General features: G+C 43.7%; 21 protein-coding genes. 9 read left to right on the top strand and 12 right to left on the bottom strand.

Features of this window, described 5'->3' with window-relative positions; all coding sequences use genetic code 11:
- Positions 1 to 158 precede the first annotated feature (158 nt).
- The 3 genes from metE to D8785_RS03460 all read left to right on the top strand — a co-directional run bounded on the left by metE (position 159) and on the right by D8785_RS03460 (position 6,424).
- Complete coding sequence (gene metE, locus D8785_RS03470) at positions 159 to 2,408, top strand: 5-methyltetrahydropteroyltriglutamate--homocysteine S-methyltransferase (protein WP_125374501.1); 2,250 nt, start codon at positions 159 to 161, stop codon at positions 2,406 to 2,408.
- Between the two features lie 71 nt (positions 2,409 to 2,479).
- Positions 2,480 to 3,355: a methylenetetrahydrofolate reductase [NAD(P)H] gene (gene metF / locus D8785_RS03465; protein ID WP_125374500.1), complete on the top strand. Its 876-nt coding sequence runs from the start codon at positions 2,480 to 2,482 to the stop codon at positions 3,353 to 3,355.
- A gap of 132 nt (positions 3,356 to 3,487) precedes the next feature.
- Positions 3,488 to 6,424 carry an AAA family ATPase gene (locus D8785_RS03460; protein ID WP_125374499.1) on the top strand — a complete coding sequence of 979 codons (2,937 nt, stop codon included), beginning with the start codon at positions 3,488 to 3,490 and terminating at the stop codon, positions 6,422 to 6,424.
- Between the two features lie 103 nt (positions 6,425 to 6,527).
- On the opposite strand, the gene hutG is transcribed toward D8785_RS03460, so the two are convergent.
- From hutG to D8785_RS03420, 8 genes are all read right to left on the bottom strand, one after another.
- Positions 6,528 to 7,514 (bottom strand): formimidoylglutamase, encoded by a 987-nt coding sequence (gene hutG / locus D8785_RS03455; RefSeq protein ID WP_125374498.1) that lies wholly within the window; start codon positions 7,512 to 7,514, stop codon positions 6,528 to 6,530.
- 87 nt (positions 7,515 to 7,601) lie between these two features.
- The gene (gene hutH / locus D8785_RS03450; protein ID WP_125374497.1) at positions 7,602 to 9,143 is read right to left on the bottom strand and encodes a histidine ammonia-lyase; all 1,542 of its coding nucleotides are present in this window, start codon (positions 9,141 to 9,143) and stop codon (positions 7,602 to 7,604) included.
- 228 nt (positions 9,144 to 9,371) lie between these two features.
- Positions 9,372 to 10,700: an APC family permease gene (locus D8785_RS03445; protein ID WP_125374496.1), complete on the bottom strand. Its 1,329-nt coding sequence runs from the start codon at positions 10,698 to 10,700 to the stop codon at positions 9,372 to 9,374.
- A 20-nt stretch (positions 10,701 to 10,720) separates the two neighbouring features.
- Entirely contained in the window at positions 10,721 to 11,299 is a 579-nt protein-coding gene (locus D8785_RS03440) for a HutD family protein (RefSeq protein ID WP_125374495.1), read from the bottom strand.
- 15 nt (positions 11,300 to 11,314) lie between these two features.
- A complete protein-coding gene (locus tag D8785_RS03435; protein ID WP_125374494.1) occupies positions 11,315 to 12,988 on the bottom strand; it encodes a formate--tetrahydrofolate ligase in 1,674 nt (557 codons plus the stop codon).
- A gap of 52 nt (positions 12,989 to 13,040) precedes the next feature.
- Positions 13,041 to 13,670 (bottom strand): cyclodeaminase/cyclohydrolase family protein, encoded by a 630-nt coding sequence (locus tag D8785_RS03430; protein WP_125374493.1) that lies wholly within the window; start codon positions 13,668 to 13,670, stop codon positions 13,041 to 13,043.
- 12 nt (positions 13,671 to 13,682) lie between these two features.
- A complete protein-coding gene (gene ftcD / locus D8785_RS03425) occupies positions 13,683 to 14,582 on the bottom strand; it encodes a glutamate formimidoyltransferase (RefSeq protein WP_006595667.1) in 900 nt (299 codons plus the stop codon).
- A gap of 82 nt (positions 14,583 to 14,664) precedes the next feature.
- Entirely contained in the window at positions 14,665 to 16,695 is a 2,031-nt protein-coding gene (locus tag D8785_RS03420) for a urocanate hydratase (RefSeq protein ID WP_048716395.1), read from the bottom strand.
- A gap of 200 nt (positions 16,696 to 16,895) precedes the next feature.
- Between D8785_RS03420 and hutI the strand changes: the two genes are divergently transcribed.
- Entirely contained in the window at positions 16,896 to 18,143 is a 1,248-nt protein-coding gene (hutI, locus tag D8785_RS03415; RefSeq protein ID WP_125374492.1) for an imidazolonepropionase, read from the top strand.
- Between the two features lie 103 nt (positions 18,144 to 18,246).
- On the opposite strand, the gene D8785_RS03410 is transcribed toward hutI, so the two are convergent.
- Positions 18,247 to 19,218, bottom strand: a complete 972-nt coding sequence (locus tag D8785_RS03410; protein WP_125374491.1) for a hypothetical protein — start codon at positions 19,216 to 19,218, stop codon at positions 18,247 to 18,249.
- Between the two features lie 360 nt (positions 19,219 to 19,578).
- Here D8785_RS03410 and D8785_RS03405 point away from each other — a divergent pair, with 360 nt between their 5' ends.
- A complete protein-coding gene (locus D8785_RS03405) occupies positions 19,579 to 21,963 on the top strand; it encodes a phosphoketolase family protein (RefSeq protein ID WP_125374490.1) in 2,385 nt (794 codons plus the stop codon).
- 108 nt (positions 21,964 to 22,071) lie between these two features.
- Here the strand turns inward: D8785_RS03405 and D8785_RS03400 are convergent, their stop codons facing one another.
- The 3 genes from D8785_RS03400 to D8785_RS03390 are packed head-to-tail and all read right to left on the bottom strand — an operon-like array spanning position 22,072 to position 24,410.
- Positions 22,072 to 22,488 carry a hypothetical protein gene (locus D8785_RS03400; RefSeq protein WP_125374489.1) on the bottom strand — a complete coding sequence of 139 codons (417 nt, stop codon included), beginning with the start codon at positions 22,486 to 22,488 and terminating at the stop codon, positions 22,072 to 22,074.
- Positions 22,469 to 23,371 carry a phosphodiester glycosidase family protein gene (locus D8785_RS03395; RefSeq protein ID WP_125374488.1) on the bottom strand — a complete coding sequence of 301 codons (903 nt, stop codon included), beginning with the start codon at positions 23,369 to 23,371 and terminating at the stop codon, positions 22,469 to 22,471. Before D8785_RS03395 ends, D8785_RS03400 begins: the two co-directional genes overlap by 20 nt.
- Positions 23,358 to 24,410: a bifunctional glycosyltransferase family 2/GtrA family protein gene (locus tag D8785_RS03390; protein WP_125374487.1), complete on the bottom strand. Its 1,053-nt coding sequence runs from the start codon at positions 24,408 to 24,410 to the stop codon at positions 23,358 to 23,360. The genes D8785_RS03395 and D8785_RS03390 overlap by 14 nt, the downstream gene beginning before the upstream one ends.
- Positions 24,411 to 24,686: 276 nt before the next feature.
- Here D8785_RS03390 and rpsF point away from each other — a divergent pair, with 276 nt between their 5' ends.
- The 4 genes from rpsF (at position 24,687) to D8785_RS03370 (ending at position 26,405) form a co-directional block, all read left to right on the top strand.
- Positions 24,687 to 24,977, top strand: coding sequence for a 30S ribosomal protein S6 (gene rpsF, locus D8785_RS03385; RefSeq protein ID WP_023024266.1), 291 nt, complete (start codon positions 24,687 to 24,689; stop codon positions 24,975 to 24,977).
- Between the two features lie 26 nt (positions 24,978 to 25,003).
- Positions 25,004 to 25,498, top strand: coding sequence for a single-stranded DNA-binding protein (locus tag D8785_RS03380; protein WP_006595680.1), 495 nt, complete (start codon positions 25,004 to 25,006; stop codon positions 25,496 to 25,498).
- A gap of 41 nt (positions 25,499 to 25,539) precedes the next feature.
- Positions 25,540 to 25,779 carry a 30S ribosomal protein S18 gene (rpsR, locus tag D8785_RS03375; RefSeq protein ID WP_000068664.1) on the top strand — a complete coding sequence of 80 codons (240 nt, stop codon included), beginning with the start codon at positions 25,540 to 25,542 and terminating at the stop codon, positions 25,777 to 25,779.
- A gap of 107 nt (positions 25,780 to 25,886) precedes the next feature.
- A complete protein-coding gene (locus D8785_RS03370; protein ID WP_123160582.1) occupies positions 25,887 to 26,405 on the top strand; it encodes a GNAT family N-acetyltransferase in 519 nt (172 codons plus the stop codon).
- Positions 26,406 to 26,409: the final 4 nt, after the last annotated feature.

Raw genomic sequence — 26,409 nt, 5'->3', positions numbered from 1 at the left:
TTATAAGGACTATTAGTTCTGGTCAATGGCAAGGGGCGAAAACCCTTGATCTATAAGGTTATAGTTTCTGGCTATATCGAAAACCATTGAAAAGCAATTATACAGAAGGGGCTTCTTCTGATAAGATAGACTCAACTTGAATTTTTGGAGGACAAAACATGTCAACAACAATTATCGGATTCCCTCGTTTGGGTGAATTCCGCGAACTAAAATTTACAACTGAAAAATATTTTAGAAACGAAATTACAGCTGAAGATTTGTTAGATGCAGCAAAAGAGTTGCGTGCTAAACACTGGAATATTGTCAAAGAAAAAGGGATCACTGAAATTCCATCAAATGATTTTTCACATTATGATAACTTCCTAGATGCTGCTTTCCTTTTCAATGTGGTTCCTGCATCGGTTCAAAACTTGGACTTGTCTGACCTTGAACGCTACTTCGCTTTGGCGCGTGGTTACCAAGGAGAAAAAGGGGATGTGCGTGCCCTTCCAATGAAGAAATGGTTCAACACCAACTACCACTACATTGTTCCAAAATTTGAAAAAACAACAGAAGTCAAATTGGCTGGTCACAAGATTTTTGATGAGTACCAAGAAGCGAAAGACTTGGGTCTTGACACTCGTCCGGTTGTGGTTGGACCATTCACTTTCCTTCAATTATCAGACTTTGAAGAAGGCGTGAAAGCAGAAGACTTCGTGGATAGCTTAGTAGCTGCTTACCAAGATGTTTTTGCTAAATTGGCTGAACTTGGGGCAACTCGTATTCAACTGGATGAAGCAGCTCTTGTCAAAGATTTATCAGCTGAAGAAAAAGCGCTCTTCTTGAACCTCTACAACAAACTCTTGGCTGACAAGAAAGGTCTTGAGGTTCTGATCCAAACTTACTTTGGTGATGTTCGTGATGTCTACAATGACCTTGTGAACTTGCCAGTAGATGCGATCGGTTTGGACTTTGTGGAAGGGAAGAAAACTCTTGAACTCGTGAAAGGTGGATTCCCAGCTGACAAGACTCTTTATGCAGGGATTGTCAATGGTAAGAACATCTGGCGCAACAACTACGAAGCAAGCTTGGAAATCTTGAAACAAGTACCAGCTGAAAACATTGTTTTGACAACTTCTTGCTCACTGCTTCATGTGCCATTTACAACTGCCAATGAAGACTTTGAACCAGCTATCTTGAACCACTTTGCTTTTGCAGTTGAAAAATTGGAAGAACTTCGTGACTTGGATGCTATCCGCAATGGTCAAGGTGAAGAAGCTCTTGCAGCAAACAAAGAACTCTTTGCGACTGAACGTGTCGGAGCAAATGCGGAACTTCGTGCACGTATTGCTGGATTGACAGAAGCAGACTACACTCGTTTGCCAGCCTTTGCAGAACGTGAAGCTATCCAAGAAGAAGCATTCAAACTTCCAGCCCTTCCAACAACAACCATCGGATCCTTCCCTCAAACGAAAGAAGTTCGTGCGAAACGTTTGGCCTTCCGTAAGGGTGAATTGTCACAAGAAGAATACGATGCCTTCCTTGCTGAGACTATCGACGAATGGATCAAATGGCAAGAAGAAGTTGGATTTGACGTGCTTGTACACGGTGAATTCGAGCGTAACGACATGGTTGAGTACTTCGGTCAAAACTTGTCAGGTTACCTCTTCTCTAAGAATGGTTGGGTACAATCATATGGTATGCGTGGGGTTAAACCACCAATCATCTGGGGTGATGTGACTCGTCTCAACCCTATCACTGTGAAATGGTCTAGCTACGCACAAAGTCGTACGGACAAACCTGTTAAAGGTATGTTGACTGGACCTGTTACAATTCTTAACTGGTCATTCCCACGTGAAGACATCTCTATCAAGGATTCTACTCTTCAAATCGCTCTTGCGATCAAGGATGAAGTTCTTGACCTTGAAGCTGCAGGCGTGAAGATTATCCAAATCGACGAGGCTGCTCTTCGTGAGAAATTGCCACTCCGTCGTAGTGACTGGTACGAAGACTACCTTGACTGGGCTATTCCAGCCTTCCGCTTGGTACACTCAACCGTAGCACCAGACACACAAATCCACACGCACATGTGTTACTCAGAATTTACAGATATCATCCCAGCCATCGACAACATGGATGCAGACGTTATCTCATTTGAGGCAAGCCGTTCAAACCTTGAAATCTTGGACGAACTCAAAGCGAAAAACTTCCAAACAGAAGTTGGACCTGGGGTTTACGATATCCACTCACCTCGTGTGCCTAACGAAGGCGAAATCGATCACACTATCGAAGCTATCCTTGCCAAAGTACCAAGCAGAAAAGTTTGGATTAACCCTGACTGTGGTTTGAAAACACGTGGTATTAAAGAAACAAAAGAAAGCTTGATCCGTCTTGTAGAAGCGGCAAAAGCTGCTCGTAAAGCGCTATAAAGCAAGTAGAAATTCCTAAGCTTGCTCGATAGCAAAAAAAGAATTGCTCAATCAAGAAAGGAATACATTTGATGACTAAGCAAACACCGTCGCTCTCCTTTGAGGTTTTCCCTCCAAATCCTGAAGTAGGCAATGCCAAGCTCTTACGTGCCTTGGAAAATATGCAGGAATTAGCTCCACACTTTATCAGTGTGACAGCTAGCAATAATAAATACAATATCAAAGAGACGACGGTTGCTTTAGCCAATCATATTCAGAATGAATTGTCTATTCCGACCATTGCCCACTTACCTGCCATCTATCTAAGCAAGGAAAAAGTAGCAGATACCCTTCATGAATTAGATCAAGTAGGGGTTCATCGGATCTTGGCCCTTCGTGGAGATATTATTCCTGGTATTGAGCCTTTAAAAGACTTTCGTTATGCAACGGACTTGATTGAATTTATTAAAACAGAAGCTCCTCACTTTGATGTGATTGGTGCTTGTTACCCAGAAGGTCACCCAGATTCGCCAAACCAAATTTCAGATATTCAAAATCTGAAAAAGAAAGTGGATGCTGGATGTTCGAGCCTAGTGACTCAGCTTTTCTTTGACAATGAGCGTTTCTACGATTTTCAAGATAAGTGTACCTTGGCGGGAATTGATGTTCCCATTCATGCAGGGGTGATGCCAATTCTTAACAGAAACCAGGCCCTTCGCTTGTTGAAGACTTGTGAAAATGTTCATATCCCACGGAAGTTCAAAGCCATTCTGGATAAGTATGAACATGATCCAGAATCCCTTCGTGCGGCTGGTTTGGCCTATGCGGTAGATCAAATCGTGGATTTGGTCACACAAGATGTTGCCGGTGTCCATCTCTACACCATGAACAATGAAGATGTAGCCTATCATGTCCACCATGCAACAAAAGCTTTATTTGAACACCAACCAAACTTGGAAGTGATTTAATCAACAGTCTAAGCAGGAATTGTAGAGATTGAGAAAAATTTTTCTCAGTCTCTTTTTTACTTGGGCCAATCGCTTGCTAAAAGGCAACTTTTTTTTTATAGTATTAATATGAAGATTTTGGAGGCGCTTGCAATGAAGAGAGAACTCACGGTGAAGTTATTTGGACCCCCTAAGGTTGTTTTCCAACAGAAAGATATCCGTTTTTCCTTCTCGAAGATGGAGGCTTTATTTTATTATTTAGCTGTATCGGGTGAGGTTAACCGTGATGAAATTGCGGGTATTCTCTGGGGGGATAAGGAAAACCAAGTCGCTCGGAAAAATCTACGGAATACTGTTTACCAAGCCAATAAAATCTTTGAAGGAGATGTCATTGTTTCTCCAAGTAGGAGCAGCTTGGCCCTTAATCCTGAGCTGAATCTTTCTTTGGATGTCCAGCTTTTTGAAAGGGATCCAATAAGCAATTTACATCTTTATCAGGGAGATATTCTAGAAGGCTTCTATGTCAAGGATGATGAGGACTTTGACCAGTGGGCTTCGCGCAAACGGAGTGCTTATAAGCAACTCTATATTGAAAGCTGTTATCAAAAGATTGACAAGGAGGGGCTGGGGGATCCTGGTATAGAGTCCTTACTCCACCATTTAGTAGAGCTGGATGAATTTGAAGAAAAGAACTACCAACTCTTGATGGAGTATTATAGAGTCCATCACCAGCTGGGGAAATTTTTTGAGACCTATTACAAGCTGGTTGATTTATTGGATCGTGAGCTGAATGTTCGTCCCAGTCGAGTGATAGAAGAACTGTATCATTCTGTTTTGGAAGCTAAACGCACCCATAAACAGAGCAATCGTGTGAATGTCCGAGAACTCCCTTTCTTTGGTCGCAAACAAGAACTGTCCCAACTGGAAGAATACCTCTCCTTAGTAGAGAAGGGGGAAGCGGTTGGCCCTCTCTTGGTCATGGGGCAATCTGGAACAGGCAAAAAACGTTTATTGCGTCAATTGGTCTTGATGTCCAATCGTAGTTTTAGCTTTGTCAAGCTGGAAGGCAAAGTCGGAAGTCGCCAAGAAGAAGGAGGGATCTGGGACGACCTCAAAGCTTCCCTAGAGAAAGTGAGTGGGGGCTTGGAAGCTCCTCCTCTAGGAAAAGCGGACAATCTCCCTGCTGTCCGGAAGCACCTTCAAAGACTCAGCCAAGAAAAACCTCTCCTGATTCTGCTTGAAAATGCCCAGTGGATGGATGCAACCTCATTCAATAAAGTAAAGCAATTGGAGGAGAAAAGTAGCGGGGAAAGATGGCAACTGATTGTTACAGCAGAAGGGCCTTTGCCGGAATTCTTGGTCACCTTCTTTGGGAGTTTAAAAGTCGAGAGACGGTTGTCCCAGCTAGAGTTGACCAATTTTGATCCGAGTGAAAGTCGATTACTCTTGCAAGGGCAACTGGGGCAGATAGAACCAGCCCTGATCGAGCAAATGATGGAGTGGAGTGAAGGTAGTCCCTTCTTGTTGTCCAGCTATATAGAGGAGTGGAAAGAGAAGGAAAGTTTAGAGCCCTTACCTGATATCATTCAAGCCTATCTGTCTCAAGAGCTGGGTGACTTGAGCAGTGAAGAGGAGTCCCTTCTTCATTATTTGTCTTGTTTTCATAAGCCGATATCCATGTCTATCTTGGCCGATTTGACAGCTACAGATCTTTCAGTTTTAACTGCATTATTAGATCCTTTAGCTCAAAGAGGAATCATCTCAATAGTGGAGGAAGGGGAGGATCTCTTGGTCCAATTTTGCAAGCAATTGGTAGCCATGTACTTCTACCAACTCCTGTCACCAGCCAGACGGCGTCTCTTCCATCAACAAATCGCGCAAAAACTGGAAGAAACCTTAGAAGATTCGACAGACCTGCTCTTCTATAAGGAAATAGCTTACCAATACAAGCAGTCCCAAAATCTCTTGCGTTCCTTGTCTTTTGAGCTGACCTACTTAGAAGAAATCCTCCAGTTGGAACATGAACTATTCCCAATATACTCCAAGGGAGAAGAGGGAGTAGTATCAGATGGTGAAAATAGCCATTTGGACATTTTTGGGGAACTCTCTCGTCTTCGTCGAGAACTGGATCAGCTTTTTTCGCGACACCAAAAAGATAGAGACTACAAGTATTTGCAACTGCGCTACTTGTATCTAGAGGGGCGATACTTCATTCGAAGTGGTGAGTACCAAAAGGGGATTCATGATATTCAAAAGGTCATCTCCTATGCGCGGGAACTCAAACGGCTCGACTTCCTTTTAGAAGGGTACCGGCAAATCATTTATTATTGCATTCAAACAGAAAATATTTCTGAAATGGCCTATTACACAGATTTGGCTTTAGAAGATGCGATTCAGGCCAACAACCATGAAGCGATTGCGATTCAGTTACGCTTGAAGGGGTTGTACCATTTGATGGTAGGGGATGAGGAGCAGGCGACCCGCCACCTCTATCGCTCCATTGATTGCTTTAGTCTGACCAATAGCATGCAGGCCAAGTATGCCATTCAAATTGCAGCATCTTTAGCCTACCTGGCTGAAATAGAGCAAGTGAGAGGGCATTTTCAAGTAGCTGTTACCCACTTGGAAGAGGTCCTTCGCCTGGTGGGAGATCAATCTGTTGATTCGGTCCGAGTGGTGTTTGAAATTGATCTTGGGATTGCCTACTATTGGAAGGGAGATTTGGTCCAAGCCCGCTTCTATTTTGACAGGGCTCAAAAGGTTTTGTCCAGCGTTCGCTTCCCTTGGAAGGAAGAATTGCTCGGATTTTATCAAGCCTTAATCGCCTGTCATTTCGGAGAGCAAGAGAAGGTGGCAACTTACCTGGCTCGTAAAGAAGGAACCATGAAGCAAACGACGAATGCACGAGACAAGGGGATGGTTTATTATCTCTTGGCCTTCTTGGTGGCCCAGAAGGAGCAAGGAGAGCAATTGGTTCCTGCTTTGAGCGCTTTCTTGAAAGAAGATAAGAATTACTACAAGAAACTGGCAGAGCAATACCTGACTCCGTATAGAGACCGTCCCTTCCTCAAGAGATTAAAAAACCTCTAGTATAGCTTATCAAGTGTCATGAAGGAAGAATAAAAAAAGGCTTTGCAACGCCCTAGGGGTGGATGTTGCGAAGCCTTTTGTATTGTTAGAGAGGTTTTGAATCTTATTTTTGTTGAGACAAGATTTGGGTCAAGTAAAAGATAAAGGTTGCAGCAAGGTTGGAGGTATGATTGTCAATATCATGAGGAGGGGAAACTTCCACAATATCAAAGCCAATCAGTTTGCCACTAGCAGCAATGTGTTGGAGTAGCATTAGGGCTAGTTTTGGATCCACACCAAGTGACTGGATGGCGCTGACGCCAGGGGCAGAACCGACGGCAAAGCAGTCCATATCGATGGAGAGGTAAACCGCTGTCTGTTTTTCTAAGAATTGATCAATCCGATCAAGAATAGCCTGGTGGCTCATCCGGAAGAGATCTTGACCTGTTAAAAAATCAATGCTTGGTGTTTTTGCCACATAGTTGAATAGGAACAGGTTGTTGCTATGTTCCTGAATACCCAAGATTAAGTAAGGGAAATCTTTGCTCTCTTCTTTTGCGTGGTCTGCCATTTGGCGAAATCCTGTTCCAGAGTTGGGACCAGTTTGGTCGTAAGGACGCAGGTCAAAGTGAGCATCTAGGTTGATGACAGCCAATTGTTCATCTGGTTGCAAGGAGGATTTGAGGCCCAGGTAGTGGCCATAAGCCGTTTCATGCCCTCCACCGAGGACGATTGGTTGAATATTTAACTCCAACATCCGTTTGACAGTTAGAGAGAGGCTCTCTTGCAAATCTTCAAGAGAACGATTGGGACCATCGATATTTCCGACATCAAAAACTGTGACGTTGGTGCCCCAGTGCCAAGGAAGTTTAGCGAGTTGGGTTCGAATAGCATTAGGACTTTCGACGGCACCGACGCGACCGTTATTGATATAGACTCCTTTATCGCTTTTAAAACCAAGGATTCCAAAGGTGACTTCTTCAAAAGGAGTCAAGGTTTCATCGTTCAAATCCAAAAACTTTGTCAGCATTCCCCATTTGGCAGTATAAGGATTGTCTTCAATACTGCCTTGGTAATAACTGTAAGTCATTGGGTAATAATCTCTAAGCACGTTACATGCCTCCGTTTGTTTGTATTAGGCTAGAAAGGGAAAGGCTGAGAAATTTTCTCAGCCTTTTTCTGCTGTATCCTTACTGTATCAGTATTGAATGCTTAAGTCAACTGCTTTTTCGATGGTTGCTAAGAATTCTTCACTTTCAACAACGGCAGATGCCTTATTGAGTTCTTCAAAGATTTCGATGTCCTTGTCAAATTCAATGAAGGCCACCTTGCTGCGAATCATGTCATAGGCTGGTTTTGTACCTTTACCAAGTTCATGATTTTCTGGTTTGAGATCCAAAGCTTGGCAGGCTGCCATAATTTCAGTCGCAACGATGCGACGTGAATTCTTGAGGATTTCAGCTGCTTTACGAGCGGCAGTAGTTCCCATGCTGACGAAGTCTTCTTGGTTTTCACAAGATGGGATTGAGTCTACGCTTGCTGGGTGAGACAAGATTTTGTTTTCAGATGCAAGGGAGGCACAAGCATACTGCGTGATCATGAAGCCTGAGTTGAGGCCAGGGTGTTTGACCAAGAAGGATGGCAATTTACTAAGTTGGCTGTTGACCAAGCGTTCCACCCGACGTTCAGACACGTTTCCGATTTCAGAAAGGGCAATACCCAAGAAGTCAAATGGTTGAGCCATTGGTTCACCGTGGAAGTTTCCTCCGGAGATGACGTGACCTTCCTTGGTGATGATTGGGTTATCTGTTACAGAGTTGATTTCGATTTCAACTTTTGTTTTCACATAAGCAATAGAGTCCTTGCTGGCTCCATGGATTTGAGGGATACAACGGAGTGTATAAGGATCTTGGACCCGTTGTTGGGTCGCAACAGTGGTGTTTTTGCTTCCTTCAAGGAGGTTACGGATGTTACGAGCGGTTGCCAATTGTCCACTTTGAGGACGGATAGTATGAAGGTCTTCTTCAAATGGGCTGGTAATCCCATTGTGGACTTCCATTGAAAGAGCACCGGCAATGTCAGACAGTTTGAGCAATTGGATACCATCATAAGTCGCAAGAGCGCCGATACCGGTTAGGACAGTCGTACCATTGATCAAAGCAAGCCCTTCTTTGGCAGCCAATTGGATCTTTTCAATACCAGCTTGGTCGAGAGCTTCTTGACCGCTCAAGAGTTGACCCTTGTAGTAGGCGTGTCCAAGTCCCAACATTGGGAGCACCATATGAGAAAGGGGGGCAAGGTCTCCGGAAGCTCCGAGTGATCCTTTTTCTGGAATATAAGGAGTCACTCCTTTGTTAAGCAATTCTAATAGTTTTTCAACAGTTGACAGACGAATGCCAGAATAGCCTTTTAAGAGCGAGTTGATCCGGATGAGCATGATGGCACGAACGGCATCTTCTGGAAGTGGATCACCAAAACCAGATGCGTGGGTACGAATCAAGTTTTCTTGCAGTTGGACAGTATCTTCTGGAGAAATGCTGACATTACAGAGGGAGCCAAATCCAGTGGTCACACCATAGACAACACGTTTTTCACGGACGATATCATCAACAATTTTACGAGATGCGATAACAGCTTCTTTGGCTGTTTCGTCTAACTCACATTGGGCACCGTGCCGAGCGACTGCGATGACTTCTTCCAGTGTTAAGCTGTTACCATCTAAATGAATCAATTGAGTCATATAAAACCTCCGATTATGAATTGTTCTGTAGAAGTAGATGTGTTTACTTCGGTTTGAATACCAAACGTGAGCCCATTGTCTATTGCTCTTAGGAAGATTGAAAGAAGTCTTAGAGAAAAGAGCTCAGGTTTGATATTCGTAGCTTCTTAGATGGGCTAGGGAGCAAAGAAATTCTTTGCTCCTCCTAAGTTCCCATCTAGTGTGTAAATAGAATTGGTGAGGACTGTTTTATTTCTTAGGTAGTTTATCACCGTGGAAAACGAAATAGAGTCCACTAGCGATCACTAGACCGATAGCTCCCCATGCAAAGTTCATTAGATTGTCCCCTGCAATCATCAAGATACTGATGACAACAGCTAAAATTGGGATAACAGGACCAAATGGCACTCGGAAGGTAACCTTTTTGTCTGGGTACATTTTTCTAAGTTTGATAGCAGCCAAAGCAGTTGGAATATATTGGAAGAAACGGAAGACAACACTGAAAGTTGCTAATGATTCGAAAGAGCCAGATAACAAGAGTAAGAACGCAAAGGCACCGGAAATGATAATGGCAATGACTGGAGCATTCTTAGAGTTTGTTTTTCCAAGATCTGCGGGCAAGAGTTTTTCATCTGCTAGGGCAGCACCGAAACGAGGAACCATGATAGATTCACCGATGTTGAGACCGGCAATTGAAATGAGGGCACCATAAGAAACAAGAGGAGCTCCGATAGGGCCAATCATTTCAACAAATGCGTCTTGAACAGGTGCACCGGTTTCCATGATACGTCCACCCAGCATAGCGATTGTTCCTGCGATGATCAACATGTAGAGGACAGATACGATACTGATGGATCCCAAGATAGCGCGGGGAACGTTCTTTTCAGGGTTGCGCATTTCCCCTGCAACGATGGACATGGTTTCGAATCCGATAAATCCGTAGAAGATGTAAACGGCGGTACTCGAAATAGCACTAAAGAGATTTGATCCACTTTCCAATTGAAGGAAAGGTGTGAAGTTGCCCTTGCTTACGCCACCTGAAATGAAGAAGATAGCGAAGAGAGAGAAGAGGACAATCGGAATTAATTTTGCAACAGTAGCTGTCAGAGTGAACATCTTAGATGTTTTCAGACCGGCAATGTTCATAATACTCAAGAGAACCAACATAACGATACTAATCGGTAGGTTATAGCCTTCGAATGCTGGGAAAGTGATGATGAAGATCTTAGCAAAACCGGCCAACATAGCGGCCCAAGCAATGACAGTAACGGCCCATCCTAGAATCCCGACGTTAAAGCCGACGAAGTCTCCGAAAGCTGCTTTTGAGTATTGCATGGCTCCACCGTTTTTGTCGAAGTAGCCAGCCGTTTCAGCCAGACAGGCTGATAATAGCATGACGAGAACGGCTACCCCGAACATGACAGCTAGAGAAGCTGGTCCTAAACCGGCATAAATTTTTTGAGGTAAGAGGAAGATACCAGACCCGATCACAGCATTGATACCGTATAGAGTGGCGCCGCTAAAGCTGAATTTCGCTTTTTCTTGTTCCTCAATCGACTGTTTATGTGCTCCGTTCATAATGTCTCTCCTTTTAAACATTATCTTAGCGCAGTCCAGATAGCAATCGGTTGCTCCCCGGACTGAAGGGGTGAAAACGTGATTGTCATCTCTTGAAGAGGAGATGCTTGTTCGATAAACAGGAGCTCGTGAGTTTGGAGGGAGTAAAGTTGTCCCTTTTTCCATTCAAGTGTTAGTGGACAGAGAGCATAAATCAATTGATAGCGACTCTGACTCGTGACACTTTCATTTGGGGATATAGCACTCATATGCCCCTGATAGGAAGGTTTGTAGATCAGATTAAAATCTTGGCAGGTCCCTTGGCTAGATACAGGGTCTCCCCCGTCAAAGAAGTAGCTTTGAAATGGATTCAAGATCACTTCTTTGTGTTGATGGGTGAGTGTAATCGATGAAGTCAAAGGCATTAAGATTCGGTGGAAGCCAGTGAGATCGGTAAAATCACTTTTTTTAACCTCCACCGTTGCAGTAGAGAGGCGAAAGTCAAAGTTCCGATCTGGATAACTTCCCTCTTTTGGAGAGAGGAAGAGTTGGGTGGTTTGGCCACCAGACCAAGTAGAAATCTGATAATCTGCGGGGGTGAGATGAAGGATAGTCACCATAGGACGTCCTCTTTCTTAAAAGAGACCAGTAATATTGCCTTGGGCATCGATATCAATCTTTTCACTGGCTGGAACTTTTGGTAGGCCAGGCATAGTCATAATCGTTCCGGTGAGAGCTACGATAAAGCCAGCCCCTGCAGCTACCTTAAGGTTACTGATTTTGACAGTGAAATCTGTCGGTGCTCCGATCCTCTTGGCATCATCGGAGAAGGAATATTGTGTTTTGGCCATACAGATTGGGAGGTTTGAGAAACCAAGTGCTTCTAATTCTTTTAGTTCGCGTTTGGCTGCTGGTGTTAGGCTGATGCCCTTTCCACCATAAACTTTTGTGACAATCTTGGTCAATTTCGTTTCAATGCTGTCTTCTTCGTCATAGACATAAGAGAAGTGGTTTTCTTCTTGAGCCAGTTGAATGACTTTTTCAGCCAAGTCGCGACCACCAGCTCCACCATTTGCCCAGACATCCGAAATGACAACATCTACATTGCGTTTCTTACAAGATTCATAGACAGCTTCAAGTTCCGCTTCTGTATCCAGAGGGAATTTGTTAATGGCAACCACTACAGGTAGGCCGTAGACTTCTTGGATGTTGGCCAAATGTTTGTCGAGGTTTGGAAGACCATCGATAACGGCTTGGACATTTTCTGTAGCTAAGTCTGCTTTGGCTACTCCACCATGCATCTTGAGGGCACGGATGGTTGCGACGAGGACAACGGCAGAAGGTTTGAGTCCTGCCATGCGACACTTGATGTTGATGAATTTTTCAGCACCTAAGTCTGCTCCGAAGCCAGCTTCTGTAACGACATAGTCTGCATATTTGAGGGCTAGTTTAGTAGCCAGCACACTGTTACAGCCGTGAGCGATATTGGCAAATGGACCGCCGTGGATGATAGCAGGAGTATGTTCTAACGTTTGTACCAAGTTCGGATGAATGGCATCTTTGAGGACAGCAGCCATAGCACCCCCAGCTTTGAGGTCTTTAGCTGTGACCGGTTGTCCTTGGTAGTTGTAACCGATAATGATGCGGTCGAGGCGTTCTTTTAAGTCAAGGATATTTTCTGAGAGACAGAGAATAGCCATGATTTCAGACGCCACCGTGATGTCGAAGCCATCTTCACGAGGCACTCCATTTGTTTTTCCTTGAAGGCCATCGACAATATGGCGGAGTTGACGGTCGTTCATGTCGACCACTCGTTTCCAGGTGATCCGACGAGAATCGATGCCCAACTCATTGCCGTGGTGAATATGATTGTCAATCAAGGCTGCAAGCAGGTTGTTGGCAATCCCAATGGCATGGAAGTCACCTGTAAAGTGAAGGTTGATGTCTTCCATAGGGACCACTTGGGCGTAACCACCACCGGCAGCACCACCTTTGATCCCAAAGACAGGGCCAAGAGAAGGTTCGCGGAGGGCAATGACGGCTTTTTCACCGATAGCAGAGAGGGCATCTACTAGACCAACAGAGGTGGTTGTCTTTCCTTCTCCAGCAGGAGTAGGAGAGATAGCTGTCACGAGGATCAGCTTCCCATCTTCCTTATCCTTGAGTTGTTTCAGTTGATTGCTATCGATTTTTGCCTTGTACTTTCCGTAAAGTGAGATATCTTCTTCGGTTAACCCAAGTTCAGCAGCGATTTCCGTGATGGGCTTCATTTGGACAGAATTGGCAATTTCAATATCCGATAAAACCATAGAATCCCTTCTTTCTTTGTAGGTATTAAAGTTATAAAGTTGATTGGTAGGCTCAAGATAGGCTTTCTAAAATGCTTTGGTAAATGCTATCTGCAAGGTCAGAGCCTGTTTGGAGAAGTTCGAGTCCCTTGCCGTGGTATTCTTGGACGAAGTCTTGGTCCTTGATTCCTGAAATGTTGATGAGGACATTGAGCCAAGCACCTTGAAGGCCGGCCTTGAGATTGAGAGCAGCCACTCCTAAGTCGCTCGCTGCATTGGTATTGGACTTACCAACAGCTTCTTTGGTGGTTTCAAGAGCCTCAACGATGAGTTCCATCATAGAGAAAGGAGAAACAGTCGCATGTTTCAAAGCTTTTTGCATGGCTTCGCGACGAGCAGCTTTCTCTTCTTCGGTTTCTTTTGGAAGATCAAAGACAGCTGATACGACGTTGAAAGCTTCTGTATCCTTGTCAATAGCTTCTAGTAATTGATCTTGGAGGTGGGCACTTTTTTCGTGAACCCCTTTGATGTGGTCTTCAAATTCAGCGTATTTTTTCTTACCAATGGTCAGTTCGCAGACCATTTTTGTAAGGGAAATCCCATTTGCAGCAGATAGGGCAGCAGCAGAACCACCACCTGGAGCTGGGGCATCTGAACCAAGAACCTTGGCAAACTCTGTAATACTTAAGTCAACTAGTTTCATAGAACTCCCTTTCTAACCCAACAAGTGATTTTCCAAGACTTGTTTGCTGTAGTCAAAGTCTTCTAATTGCAAGTAGTATTCAGCAGAGTCGATCAAAGCCTTAGCTGGAGCAAGTCCAATGAGTTCTGTTCCGATGATTCGAACCCCGTAGCGTTGTGCTTCGAAACGAACGGTTTCAACGACGCGATACAATGGGAATTTTTCCAAGTTGACCATGTTGATTGAGACCTGAGCGATGTTGCGATCTTCTAGCATAACACCAATTGCTTTACAGTATTTGTATCCACCGCTTGATCCGCGAATGATTTTAGAAATGTTATTGGCAATTTCTAGATCATCTGTGTCAAGGTTGACATTAAAGGCAACGAGCGGCATACGGACACCGACAGCCGTAACCCCTGCTGTTGGGTGGATTTTGCGTTCACCGTAGTCAGGCTTCCAATCTTCTTCCAACAATTTTTCTGGCATTCCTTCGAATTGGCCTTTACGAACTTTAGCGAGGTTGGTGCGTTCTGGACGAGTTGCGGCATCTTCATAGAGGAAGATTGGAATACCCAATTCACGATTGATGCGTTCCGCCACTTTATTAGCGATTTCGACACATTCATCTGTTGTGATATCTTTGACTGGAACGAATGGACAAACGTCTGTTGCTCCCATCCGAGGGTGTTCGCCTTCGTGCTTGGTCATATCAATGTTTTCAGATGCGTATTTTACCAATTGGAAAGCCGCTTCTTGAATGGTTTCTTCATCCCCAACGAGTGTAAAGACGCTGCGGTTGTGGCTAGCATCAGACGAGTAGTCTAATAATGTAACACCTGGAATGCTTTTTGCAGTAGCGACTAATCCGTCGATTACAGCCTGATTGCGTCCTTCAGAGAAGTTTGGAATACACTCAACAATTTTTGCCATATGATTACCTCTTTTTATAGGAGAAGTTGGGGAGGAGGAGTCTTTGTATTTCCTCCCCTTTCTCAATTTTTATTTTTTGATGTTAAAACAATTTTTGAACCGCATCTTTGACCAAATCTTCATCTGCCAGATACGGAATGGTGATGTGGTCTGTTCCTGCATGGAGACGGTTGTATTCGATGGCTGTTTCAATCGCATGGTTATTTCTTGCCCAGTTCCGACGAGCAACCCCACCCATGGTATCCCATGCAATCGCAGATTTGATGATTTCGTCGATCCGGTGGCTACCGTCTAGAACGAGACCAAATCCTCCGTTGATGGCCTTACCGATACCAGTACCACCACCATTGTGGAGAGCCACGAGACTCATACCACGAGCGGCGTTACCGGCGTAACATTGAACCGCCATATCGCAAGTAACGTTTGAACCATCTTTGATATTGGAGGTTTCACGGAATGGAGCATCTGTACCAGATACGTCATGGTGGTCACGTCCAATCATGACCGGTCCAATCTTGCCTTGGCGAATGAGTTCATTAAATTTCAAAGCGATATTGACACGTCCCATACAATCTTGATAGAGGATACGAGCCTGTGTACCAACGACTAATTGGTTCTTTTCAGCATCGCGAATCCAGTTGTAGTTATCGCGGTCTTGGTAGCGACGAGTTGGATCGATCGCTTCCATAGCAGCGTGGTCAGTTGCAATCAAGTCTTCGTGTTTACCGCTTAGGCAGACCCAACGGAATGGACCATAACCATAGTCAAAGAGCATAGGTCCCATGATATCTTCTACATAAGATGGCCAAATGAAGCCGTCCTTGTCATCGAGACCATTCTTAGAAATTTCCTTGATGCCAGAGTCGTAAACAGATTTCATAAAGGCATTACCGTAGTCGAAGAAGTAGGTACCTTTAGCCGTCAAAGCTTTAATCACTGCAAAGTGACGAGCCAAGGTTTCATCGACCAAGCGATGGAAGGTTTCTTTGTCTTCTGCCAACAAACGTGTCCGTTCTTCAAAGCTGATCCCAACTGGGCAATAGCCACCATCATAGACGTTGTGGCAAGAGGTTTGGTCAGACAAGAGGTGAACATGGACTTGGTGTTCGTTGACATATTCGAGTAAGTCTACGATATTACCATGGTAGGCAATAGAAGTTGATTCACCAGCTTCCAGTGCTGCTTGAGCCAATTTCACAGCTTCTTCGGCACTGTCGGTCACTTGGCTAATCCAGCCTTGAGAGTGACGGGTTTCGATCCGAGAGCGGTCTACTTCTGCAACGATGGCAACAGCTTTTGCAATTTCAGCTGCTTTCCCTTGAGCTCCACTCATCCCACCAAGACCAGACGAGATGAAGAGTTTACCAGTTAAGTCGCCATCATCAGGCACACCGAGTTTAAGACGTCCAGCGTTGAGAAGGGTGTTGAAGGTACCATGGACGATTCCTTGAGGACCAATGTACATCCAACCACCAGCCGTCATTTGACCGTAGTTGGTAACGCCCATCTCTTCAGCGATTTCCCAGTCGCGCATATTGTCATACTCACCGATCAAGAGACCGTTGGTAATGATGACGCGAGGAGCTTCTGGTTTAGACTTGAAGAGGCCGAGAGGGTGACCAGATTCAACCACCAAGGTTTGGTCTTCTGTCATCACTTCTAAGTATTTCTTGATCAAGTTGTATTGCATCCAGTTAGCACAGACAGAACCTGTTTCTCCGTAAGTGACCAATTCATATGGATAAAGGGCAATTTCAAAGCTCAAGTTGTTGTCAATCATGACCTGCATAGCCTTAGCAGCAGTGCATTTTCCTTTGTACTCATCAATTGGTTTTCCATAGATCCGATCTTTTGGACGGAAGCGATAGCCATAAATCCGACCGCGAGTTTTTAGTTCTTCCAGAAATTCTGGGATCAATTCTTGGTGGAATTTTTTAGGGATGTAACGCAGAGCGTTCTTAAGAGCAATCTCAGTCTGAGCTTGCGTTAAGCGGAAGCCTCTATCAGGTGCACGACGGATGCCTTCTTGAAAAGTTGCCTTTTCAGGTAGGACATCAAAGTCAAGTTTGACAGACATAGCAGCTGCAATTTCTTTATCGTCTATAAATGACATAGTAGGAACCTCCTTATGTGTAGACTATGAATTTATATTTTCTTTATTGTATCCAAGAAACGTCAATAAAGAGTCAAAAATAAATTTAATTTTTAATAAAGCAAAAAAAAATGAGGGAGAAACTTTTTGACTTTTTTTTGACGCTTTTTCTTTAGAATTGTAAAATGAATAACAATGGAAATAGAAAGGAATGTTTTCATATGTCTGCTGATGTAATCTTAACCCACTTTAACCAGTTGTTTTGTCCAAATGATTTAGGCCATCCTCTCTATGGAAAAGAGATGGCAGAAGCGCAAATCCTTTCCGATGCTTATATTGCTATTAAGGATGGAAAAATCCTCGCAGTTGGGACAGGTCAACCCGATCCAGAACTGATCGATGACCATACGGAAGTAAAATCTTGTGAAGGGAAAGTTGCGACTCCTGGTTTGATCGACTGCCATACCCACCTGGTCTACGGAGGTAGTCGTGAGCATGAATTTGCGAAAAAGCTAGCGGGTGTTTCCTACTTAGACATCCTCGCTCAAGGCGGTGGAATTCTGAGCACTGTTCGGGCAACTCGTGAAGCATCTTTTGACAATCTTTATAACAAGTCCAAACGATTGTTGGACTATATGTTGCGTCATGGAGTGACCACCGTTGAAGCTAAGAGTGGCTATGGTTTGGATTGGGAAACGGAAAAACGCCAATTAGATGTGGTTGCAGCCTTGGACCGTGACCATGAAATTGATCTGGTTTCGACCTTTATGGCAGCTCATGCGATCCCGACAGAGTATAAGGGCCGTTCTCAAGAGTATTTAGATCTCATCGTTGAGCAAATGCTTCCGAAGGTGAAAGAAGGCAATCTAGCTGAATTCTGTGACATCTTCTGTGAAAAAGGTGTCTTTACAGCGGATGAATCTCGCTATCTTCTGTCGAAAGCCAAGGAAATGGGCTTCAAGTTACGGATTCATGCAGATGAAATTGAGTCCATCGGTGGCGTAGATGTAGCAGCTGAATTGGAATCCACCAGTGCAGAACACTTGATGGTCATTACCGATGAAGGCATTCAGAAACTAGCAGCCGCTAAAGTCATCGGAAATCTTTTGCCGGCAACAACCTTCAGTCTGATGGAAGATACCTATGCACCGGCTCGTAAGATGTTGGACGCTGGTATGGCCATTACGCTAACGACTGACAGCAATCCAGGCTCTTGTCCGACAGCCAATCTTCAGTTTGCTATGCATCTAGGTTGCTTCATGATGCGCTTGACTCCAGTGGAAATTCTCAATGCCGTGACCATTAATGCGGCTTATTCAGTAGATCGTGCCAAAACGATTGGCTCTTTCGATGTCGGAAAACAGGCTGATATCACGATTTACGACGCACCAAATCTAGATTATCTCTTCTATTTCTTTGCGACGAATCTGGTGACAGATGTCTATAAGAATGGTAAGAAAGTGATTTAATCCTCTTAAATGCGGCCTAAAAAGAAAAATCTCCTCATCAGAATGAGTTGATGAGGGGATTTTAGTGCTTAGAAAAGTAATTCAAAAGGGGGGATGGGAAGTTTTAAATCCCAACCTTGACATCTGGAAATCGCTCAGATACCTGTGCAAAGAGAGTGTAGAGTTGCTCTTCTGCGTTCTTCTTATTTTTAATTGCTAAACGGTACTTTTTCTTTGGTTTGTCCTTGCGGGTGTAGCACAATTGGAAGATAGAGCGGGCTATGCCGGATTGACGAACGTGAGTTACATGTAAGTATAGTTGTTGCACATCTCGCAAATCGATCGTTTGTGTTCCTCTGAAATAGGTGATCAAATGATTTTTGTATAAGATAACTTTTAAATCTTGATTGTAGTAACTGGCCTCGTCAGCCAAACGGCTAAGATCTCCTTGGAGTTCGGGATAGTTTTGGTGGAGTTCCTGATAGGAAGCAATGGTCCGTTTCCGAACGGAGAAGCTAGCTACAACCATTGTAATGGCAAGGCCAGCTAAAGCAACTGAACCTAGTAAGAGGAATAAGGAGTCTTTGTTATATTCCGTAAGGCTCAAGTAATAGCTAGTCGTCATATTGAGTGATACGATAGAAGTAGGGTCAAGGAGGGAATGAATGTACTCACTGTAGCCAACAATGCGACCGTTACGAGATGTATTTTTGCTATCCTTTGCCAAAGGAGCTAATTGTGTTCCTTTTAGTTGATAAGGATCAGACTGCAGTTCTCCTTTTTGAGCTTTATCGACAATCGCTTTGATAGTAGCATCGTCTTTTTTTGCTTCGATCCCTGCATATTTACCATCATTTTGGTTATCGTATTGGACAATATAGAGTACATGTCTTTTGCCCACAGTTCCGACAGGTTCTGGGGTAATATCATAGATCAGCATCGTTACAGGGTCCCCAGACTTTTCTGCCTTCGCAAAGCTAGTGGCAGGATTTTGGTGACGCATCCATAATGAAAATACTAAACCTGCGAATACTAGGAAGAAAAGGGCAAGTACTAGACCTGAAACAAATCCTTTATTGCGTTTTTCCTTCAACATAACGATCTCCTTTAGTTTGATATCTGAAGTATATCATGAAAAATTTTAGATGACAAGGAGATTTATAACTAGCTGATTCCCTAAGGAATTTTAGGCAGTTTACCCCCAAAGTTATCTGTAAGTAGATGGGAAAATGGTTTGATTTTAGAAGAAATTTGCAACTTTTTATAAAAAACTATATTTTTTTTATTTTTTTCTATATACAAATAGATAAATTATTGATAGAATAGAAAAGAATTGAATTAAATTTGGTTCGCGCTCGTTCTGTTTTTATTTAGTGAGACAGAATGTTTATAACCTAAATACTTGCACTGGATTCTAATTCATCAGAATCATAGCTAGAATTTGAGAGGAGACAATATGACTGTTGATTTTAACAGCAAAGCTTACTTGGATAAAGTGGATGCTTGGTGGCGTGCAGCGAACTACATTTCAGCTGCTCAAATGTACTTGAAAGACAACCCACTTTTGAAACGTGAAGTAGTAGAGAATGACTTGAAAGCTCACCCAATCGGACACTGGGGAACTGTTCCAGGACAAAACTTTATCTACGCACACTTGAACCGTGCAATCAACAAGTATGACTTGGATATGTTCTACATTGAAGGACCAGGTCATGGTGGACAAGTTATGGTGTCCAACTCTTACTTAGATGGTTCTTACACCGAATTGAATCCAAATATCCCACAAAATGAAGAAGGTTTCAAACACCTATGTAAAATCTTCTCATTCCCAGGAGGGATTGCATCTCACGCGGCGCCTGAAACTCCAGGATCTATCCACGAAGGTGGAGAACTTGGTTATGCCTTGTCACACGCAGCTGGAGCTGTTTTGGATAATCCAGATGTGATTGCTGCAACTGTTATCGGTGATGGTGAAGGGGAAACTGGTCCATTGATGGCTGGATGGTTAGCCAATACCTTCTTGAACCCAGTCAACGATGGTGCTGTTCTTCCAATCTTCTACCTCAACGGTGGGAAGATCCACAACCCAACAATCTTCGAACGTAAAACAGACGAAGAATTGGCCCTCTTCTTTGAAGGTCTTGGTTGGAAACCAATCTTTGCTGACGTAACAGCTATTTCTGACGACCATGCAGCAGCTCATGCTCTGTTTGCAGAAAAATTGGATGAAGCAATTGAAGAAATCAAGAAAGTTCAAGCAGAAGCGCGCAAAGGATCTGCAGAAGAAGCTACTCAACCAGTATATCCTGTCTTGATTGCTCGTATTCCTAAAGGCTGGACTGGACCAAAAGCTTGGGAAGGAACACCAATCGAAGGTGGATTCCGTGCCCACCAAGTTCCAATCCCAGTAGATGCTCACCACATGGAGCATGTAGATGCCCTTCTTTCATGGTTGGAATCATACCGTCCAGCTGAGTTGTTTGACGAAACTGGTAAATTACTTCCTGAGATTGCTGAAATCGCACCAAAAGGTGACCGTCGTATGGCCATGAACCCAATCACAAACGCAGGTGTGATCAAGCCAATGAACACTGCTGATTGGAAGAAACATGCCTTCAAGATTGAAACACCAGGTGCGATCATGGCACAAGATATGATCGAATTTGGTAAGTATGCAGCAGATCTTGTGGATGCGAACCCAGATAACTTCCGTATCTTTGGACCAGATGAAACCAAATCAAACCGTCTTCAAGAAGTCTTTACACGTACAAGCCGTCAATGGTTAGGACGTATGAAACCTGACTATGATGAAGCTTTGAGCCCTGCTGGACGTGTGATTGACTCTCAATTGTCAGAGCACCAAGCAGAAGGAATGCTTGAAGGATATGTCTTGACAGGTCGTCATGGATTCTTCGCTTCTTACGAATCATTCCTTCGTGTTGTGGACTCAATGATTACTCAACACTTCAAATGGTTGCGTAAATCTAAGACTCACACGACATGGCGTAAAAACTACCCAGCCTTGAACTTGATTGCGACTTCAACTGTCTTCCAACAAGACCACAATGGATACACTCACCAAGATCCAGGTATCTTGACTCACTTGGCTGAGAAAACTCCAGAATACATCCGTGAATACTTGCCAGCGGATACCAATAGCTTGCTTGCAGTGATGGACCAAGCCTTCAAGGCAGAAGATGTGATCAATTTGGTCGTTACTTCTAAACACCCACGTCCTCAATTCTACTCAGCAGCTGAAGCTGAAGAATTGGTACGTGAAGGCTACAAAGTGATCGATTGGGCTTCAACTGTTTCAGCAGATGAAGAGCCAGATCTTGTCATTGCAGCTGCAGGTACAGAGCCGAACTTAGAAGCTCTTGCAGCCATCACAATCTTGCACAAGGCATTCCCAGAATTGAAGATCCGCTTTGTCAACGTTGTAGATATCTTGAAATTGCGTCACCCTTCAGTGGATGCGCGTGGACTTTCAGATGAAGAGTTCGACAAAGTCTTCACAACTGATAAACCAGTCATCTTTGCCTTCCACGGTTACGAAGGCATGATCCGTGACATCTTCTTCAACCGTCACAACCACAACTTGCGTGTGCATGGATACCGTGAAAACGGAGACATCACAACACCATTCGACATGCGTGTCATGTCTGAATTGGATCGTTTCCACTTGGCACAAGATGCAGCCAATGCAGCTCTTGGAGAAGCAGCAAGTGAATTTGCAGCGCAAATGGATGAGACAATTGCCTTCCATAATGCCTACATTCGTGAACACGGTGATGATATCCCAGAAGTACACAACTGGAAATGGGAAAATGTAAATAAATAAGTTTATTTCAAAAGAAATCAGAAATTATTCTGATTTCTTTTTTTATAGATAGTATTGTAAAAGATCCAAAAGCTCTTATCCAATTATTATGAATAAGAGCTTTTAATTTTAAGTAGTCAATTTTGTTTCTTCCACCCAGACACTGCGGACAAAGAAGAGGCTGACGAGGGCGAGAATTAGGAAGATGCCTGCGACATAATAGTAGGGTTGGTCCAGAGTTGTCGAACGACCCGATAGATTGACAATGCCTCGGTAGAGGGCCCCCGTAGTTGCCGTAGCAACCGCTGAGTTCCAAAGGTTGAGAGTGATTCGAGAAAGACCTTTAATCACTAACTGGATAGCCACTAGTAGGGGACCACCGATCAAAGGAATCAAGAAGAGATAGTGCATGAAGGCAGAGGTCTCACCAAAACTAAAGTATTCGTAGATGCGACTTCCGACAAAGAAGAAGGCTGAGATCAGAGTGTAGCAGAGGATGGTCTTTTTCACTCGTTGTTTAATAGGATTAGTAACCGATGTAGACAATGTCACTCACCGCCCTTTCTGAGATAGTACCATTTGTTGTTGGTTTGTTCATAACTTGGCCATTGAAGTAAAGGGTAGAAGATCCACCACCATCTAGGTTGTAGGCTGTTTTGACGCCATAAGATTTCATTACTTCAGCTAATTGGTAGAGAGAAAGCCCTTCACTCTCTGAAGTCCGTCCATCTGAGACGACAATGATGTAGTGGTTTTCATCGATAATCCCGATGGCTGTTCGTGGATTAGAAGACATGGATTGTCCCACCTCTGAGTTAGTATCGACGGTAATTTCTCCATCTTCAACCAAGGAAGGTCCGAAGGCAAGGAGATTGACGACCCCATCTTTGACCAATTGCTCAGCTGAGATTTCATCTTCGTAGATAATTTTGAAGGAACCATCCTTATAAATGGCTAGGTCGCCATTGCTAGAGTCTTCCCGAACCGTATCGCGATAAACCACTCCATTTCGGATGACATAGCCGGTGCTGTTAGCTCCGTAGTAGTCTCCATTGACGGCTAGAATAGCATTATTCTCAGCTGCAGTGACAGATGTTTTGGCGGTCACGTTTGTTCCATAGGTATTTTGGGCTAGAGCCGTCTTGAGATAGTCTGAAGAGCTAACCGTAATATCTGCAATGTAAACCTGGGTGTTTGCAACTGTTTTTTCTGTCAAGTTTACCTGGATATTGTCATCGGAGTAACTGGTATCGGTCGTTGTTGCAGAAGCTGCAGCTTGTGCAGCGGCTTTAGTATCAGTAGTCGTAGCTTTGACTGTTTGGATGGCATCCGATAAGACGAAGGTCTTAAGCATAGAATAGCTGAAGGAGCTCGTTAGCAGGATACCAAAACAAGCAGCATAAGTATAAGATTTTTTAAAGAATTTCATGAGTAGGTGCGGTCCTTTCCTTGAAAATGATTTTTTTCTGAATCAGCCATGAGACGACGAAAAGCAAGAGTCCGACGATCACTTTGCTGAGGAGCAAATGGAGACCGAAGCTTGTATAGAAAAGTCGAATCAAGAGGGTATCGAGAATAAAGAGTCCAATAGCAAGTCCCAAGTAACCACTTCCTGTTCGGGCCAGGCTGTCTTTGTTCTTAAAGACTAGCCGTTTGTTAGTTGAGTAGTTAAAGATGGAGCTGGTCACACGAGCGATCCCGTTTGCAAGGAGGATCCGGAGACTAATCGGCACAGCCATCATCACGAAAAGGAAGAAGGCGTAGACCAGGTAGTCCACGATAAAGCTACTCAGGGAAGAGAGGGCAAACTTGAACATGTCCTTGTAGATCATGAGGCCGTCTCGAACAGGGCGGAAGTGGGACCCTTCATTATCATTGATATAGACTGTTTCAATCGGAACTTCCAAGATGGGGAAGGACTTGCTCGCTACGAGGAGAACATTCATTTCGTACTCATACCGTTGCCCCTCGATTTCTAACATAAAGGGGATCATATTAGTTGTAAAGGCTCGAAGTCCAGTCTGCGTATCCGTCACAGGGACCCCTGTTTGTTGCTTGAACAAGAAGCGGGTCAGCTTATTTCCAAAAGCAGAACGTAAAGGAACCTTGCCTGAAAAGGCGCGTGCCCCTAAAATCAATTGGTTTAGATTTTCTTGCGACTGTTTGGCCACGCGGAAGATATCCCATACCTTATGTTGGCCATCGGCATCGGCAGTGATGACTGTCCCGTATTGCCCTTGCTCTTGAATGTAGGTGTAGGCTGTTTTGAGAGCCCCTCCTTTTCCAAGGTTCACTTCGTGGTGAAGGACTGTAGCTAGTCCGTCTAATTTTTCAAAAATAGCTTGGCACTCCTCAGAACTACCATCGTCCACAACGATAATGGAGAAGTCACATTTTTCTCTCAGTTTTTGAACCAGTTTGAGAAGTTTTTGATCGGGTTGATAAGCGGGGATGACTAAATAATTCATAACCGTTCCTCGTTTCTTATTTGTGATGAAGGTAGTATAACGGCTCTTTCTTAAAGCTAACTGATATCAGTTTTCTTTAAGGAAAGGAGGAGATTTCCTTGCTGTAAAAAATTATAGAGAGCAATAGTAGGAAAAGAAATCTTTTAAAAAGAATGAAGAGAACGTATTTTTACTTGCCATCTATCCCAAAGTCTGGTATAATAGTTTCTTGTGAGCAAACCTCACTTACCCCTTGCGAAGACTTGGGGTCATTAGACCAAAAGGAGGAACATATCAATGGCTAAATACGAAATTCTTTATATTATTCGTCCAAACATTGAAGAAGAAGCTAAAAACGCTTTGGTAGCACGCTTTGACTCTATCTTGACTGACAACGGTGCAACTGTTGTTGAATCAAAAGATTGGGAAAAACGTCGTCTTGCATACGAAATCCAAGATTTCCGTGAAGGACTTTACCACATCGTAAACGTTGAAGCGAACGACGATGTAGCTCTTAACGAGTTCGACCGTCTTTCAAAAATCAACGGTGACATTCTTCGTCACATGATCGTAAAAGTTGACGCGTAAGCCCTAACGAATAAAGAAGGTGACTAATGATTAACAATGTTGTACTTGTAGGTCGTATGACTCGAGATGCTGAACTTCGTTATACCCCTCAAAATCAGGCTGTTGCGACATTCTCACTTGCTGTTAACCGTAATTTTAAAAACCAAAATGGTGAACGAGATGCGGACTTTATCAACTGTGTGATTTGGCGTCAACAAGCTGAAAATTTAGCAAATTGGGCTAAAAAGGGTGCCTTAGTTGGGATTACAGGTCGTATCCAGACTCGTAATTATGAGAATCAGCAAGGTCAACGTGTTTATGTCACTGAAGTCGTAGCGGACAGCTTCCAATTATTGGAAAGCCGCGCGAATCGTGAAGGACAAGCTGGTGGAGGCTATGCTTCAGCTGGAGGATTTGCAGGAAATGCAGCTCCAAGCTTTGGAGGATCTGAACCATCGAACGCAACACCAAACTTTGGACGTGATGACAATCCATTCGGAGCTAATCCAATGGACATCTCGGATGACGATCTACCATTCTAAGAATGGGTTTAACGAATTAAAACTATAAAGGAGAAATAAACATGGCTCAACAACGTCGTGGCGGATTCAAACGCCGTAAAAAAGTTGATTACATCGCAGCAAACAAAATTGAATATGTTGATTACAAAGATACTGAGCTTCTTAGCCGTTTCGTTTCAGAACGTGGGAAAATCCTTCCTCGTCGTGTAACTGGAACTTCAGCGAAGAACCAACGTAAAGTAACAACAGCTATCAAACGCGCTCGCGTAATGGCTTTGATGCCTTTCGTAAACGAAGATTAAAGAAAAGACCCTTACGGGTCTTTTTTTCAGGTCCGGGGGACCTCTTTGACCTTTCCCAAGCTCTAATCATGCTATAATGAGGGGAGAAATGTATCAAGGAGCGCAACATGAAGGAAAGTACGATCATCAGAAGGATGATGAAATCTGATATTGAAGAGATCTCTCAAGCCTTTATCCATCAAGGGTGGCCGGGTAGAGAGGATATCTTGACCAGCTATTTGCAGGATCAGGAGAATGGAGAGAGGGACGTATTAGTAGCTGAGTCGGATGGATTTGTGGCAGGTTATATCACTATATTGCCTGATGCCAAGCACGGTCCTTTCGTGGGAGTCTATCCTGAACTAACTGATTTTAATGTTTTTGAGCCATTTAGAAATCGAGGAATTGGGAATCAACTCCTAGAGGAGGCGGAAAAAAGAGTCGGGCTACTGTCAGAGATTGTTACTTTAGGGGTTGGTTTACACTCGGGTTATGGCCCAGCTCAAAGGCTTTATGTTAAACGGGGGTATATCCCAGATGGATCTGGAATTTGGTTTAGGGATCAGCCCTTGGCCCCTTACAGTCCATGTGAGAACAATGATGACTTAGTTCTCTATTTTTCAAAAAGGTTGAACAAGGAAATATAGTAAA

The organism is Streptococcus australis (assembly GCF_003943615.1).
GTDB classification, from domain to species: Bacteria; Bacillota; Bacilli; order Lactobacillales; family Streptococcaceae; genus Streptococcus; species Streptococcus australis_C.
The sequence above is the reverse complement of the archived record's forward strand: the minus strand, read 5'-3'. Positions and strand labels throughout refer to the sequence as shown.

What these genes read in the sequence shown, in the direction of transcription:
- metE (WP_125374501.1), top strand. Translation starts at nt 159, where the DNA reads ATGTCAACAACAATTATCGGATTCCCTCGTTTGGGTGAATTCCGCGAA.
- metF (WP_125374500.1), top strand. Translation starts at nt 2,480, where the DNA reads ATGACTAAGCAAACACCGTCGCTCTCCTTTGAGGTTTTCCCTCCAAAT.
- D8785_RS03460 (WP_125374499.1), top strand. Translation starts at nt 3,488, where the DNA reads ATGAAGAGAGAACTCACGGTGAAGTTATTTGGACCCCCTAAGGTTGTT.
- hutH (WP_125374497.1), bottom strand. Translation starts at nt 9,143, where the DNA reads ATGACTCAATTGATTCATTTAGATGGTAACAGCTTAACACTGGAAGAA.
- D8785_RS03445 (WP_125374496.1), bottom strand. Translation starts at nt 10,700, where the DNA reads ATGAACGGAGCACATAAACAGTCGATTGAGGAACAAGAAAAAGCGAAA.
- D8785_RS03440 (WP_125374495.1), bottom strand. Translation starts at nt 11,299, where the DNA reads ATGGTGACTATCCTTCATCTCACCCCCGCAGATTATCAGATTTCTACT.
- D8785_RS03435 (WP_125374494.1), bottom strand. Translation starts at nt 12,988, where the DNA reads ATGGTTTTATCGGATATTGAAATTGCCAATTCTGTCCAAATGAAGCCC.
- D8785_RS03430 (WP_125374493.1), bottom strand. Translation starts at nt 13,670, where the DNA reads ATGAAACTAGTTGACTTAAGTATTACAGAGTTTGCCAAGGTTCTTGGT.
- ftcD (WP_006595667.1), bottom strand. Translation starts at nt 14,582, where the DNA reads ATGGCAAAAATTGTTGAGTGTATTCCAAACTTCTCTGAAGGACGCAAT.
- D8785_RS03420 (WP_048716395.1), bottom strand. Translation starts at nt 16,695, where the DNA reads ATGTCATTTATAGACGATAAAGAAATTGCAGCTGCTATGTCTGTCAAA.
- hutI (WP_125374492.1), top strand. Translation starts at nt 16,896, where the DNA reads ATGTCTGCTGATGTAATCTTAACCCACTTTAACCAGTTGTTTTGTCCA.
- D8785_RS03410 (WP_125374491.1), bottom strand. Translation starts at nt 19,218, where the DNA reads ATGTTGAAGGAAAAACGCAATAAAGGATTTGTTTCAGGTCTAGTACTT.
- D8785_RS03405 (WP_125374490.1), top strand. Translation starts at nt 19,579, where the DNA reads ATGACTGTTGATTTTAACAGCAAAGCTTACTTGGATAAAGTGGATGCT.
- D8785_RS03395 (WP_125374488.1), bottom strand. Translation starts at nt 23,371, where the DNA reads ATGAAATTCTTTAAAAAATCTTATACTTATGCTGCTTGTTTTGGTATC.
- D8785_RS03390 (WP_125374487.1), bottom strand. Translation starts at nt 24,410, where the DNA reads ATGAATTATTTAGTCATCCCCGCTTATCAACCCGATCAAAAACTTCTC.
- rpsF (WP_023024266.1), top strand. Translation starts at nt 24,687, where the DNA reads ATGGCTAAATACGAAATTCTTTATATTATTCGTCCAAACATTGAAGAA.
- D8785_RS03380 (WP_006595680.1), top strand. Translation starts at nt 25,004, where the DNA reads ATGATTAACAATGTTGTACTTGTAGGTCGTATGACTCGAGATGCTGAA.
- rpsR (WP_000068664.1), top strand. Translation starts at nt 25,540, where the DNA reads ATGGCTCAACAACGTCGTGGCGGATTCAAACGCCGTAAAAAAGTTGAT.
- D8785_RS03370 (WP_123160582.1), top strand. Translation starts at nt 25,887, where the DNA reads ATGAAGGAAAGTACGATCATCAGAAGGATGATGAAATCTGATATTGAA.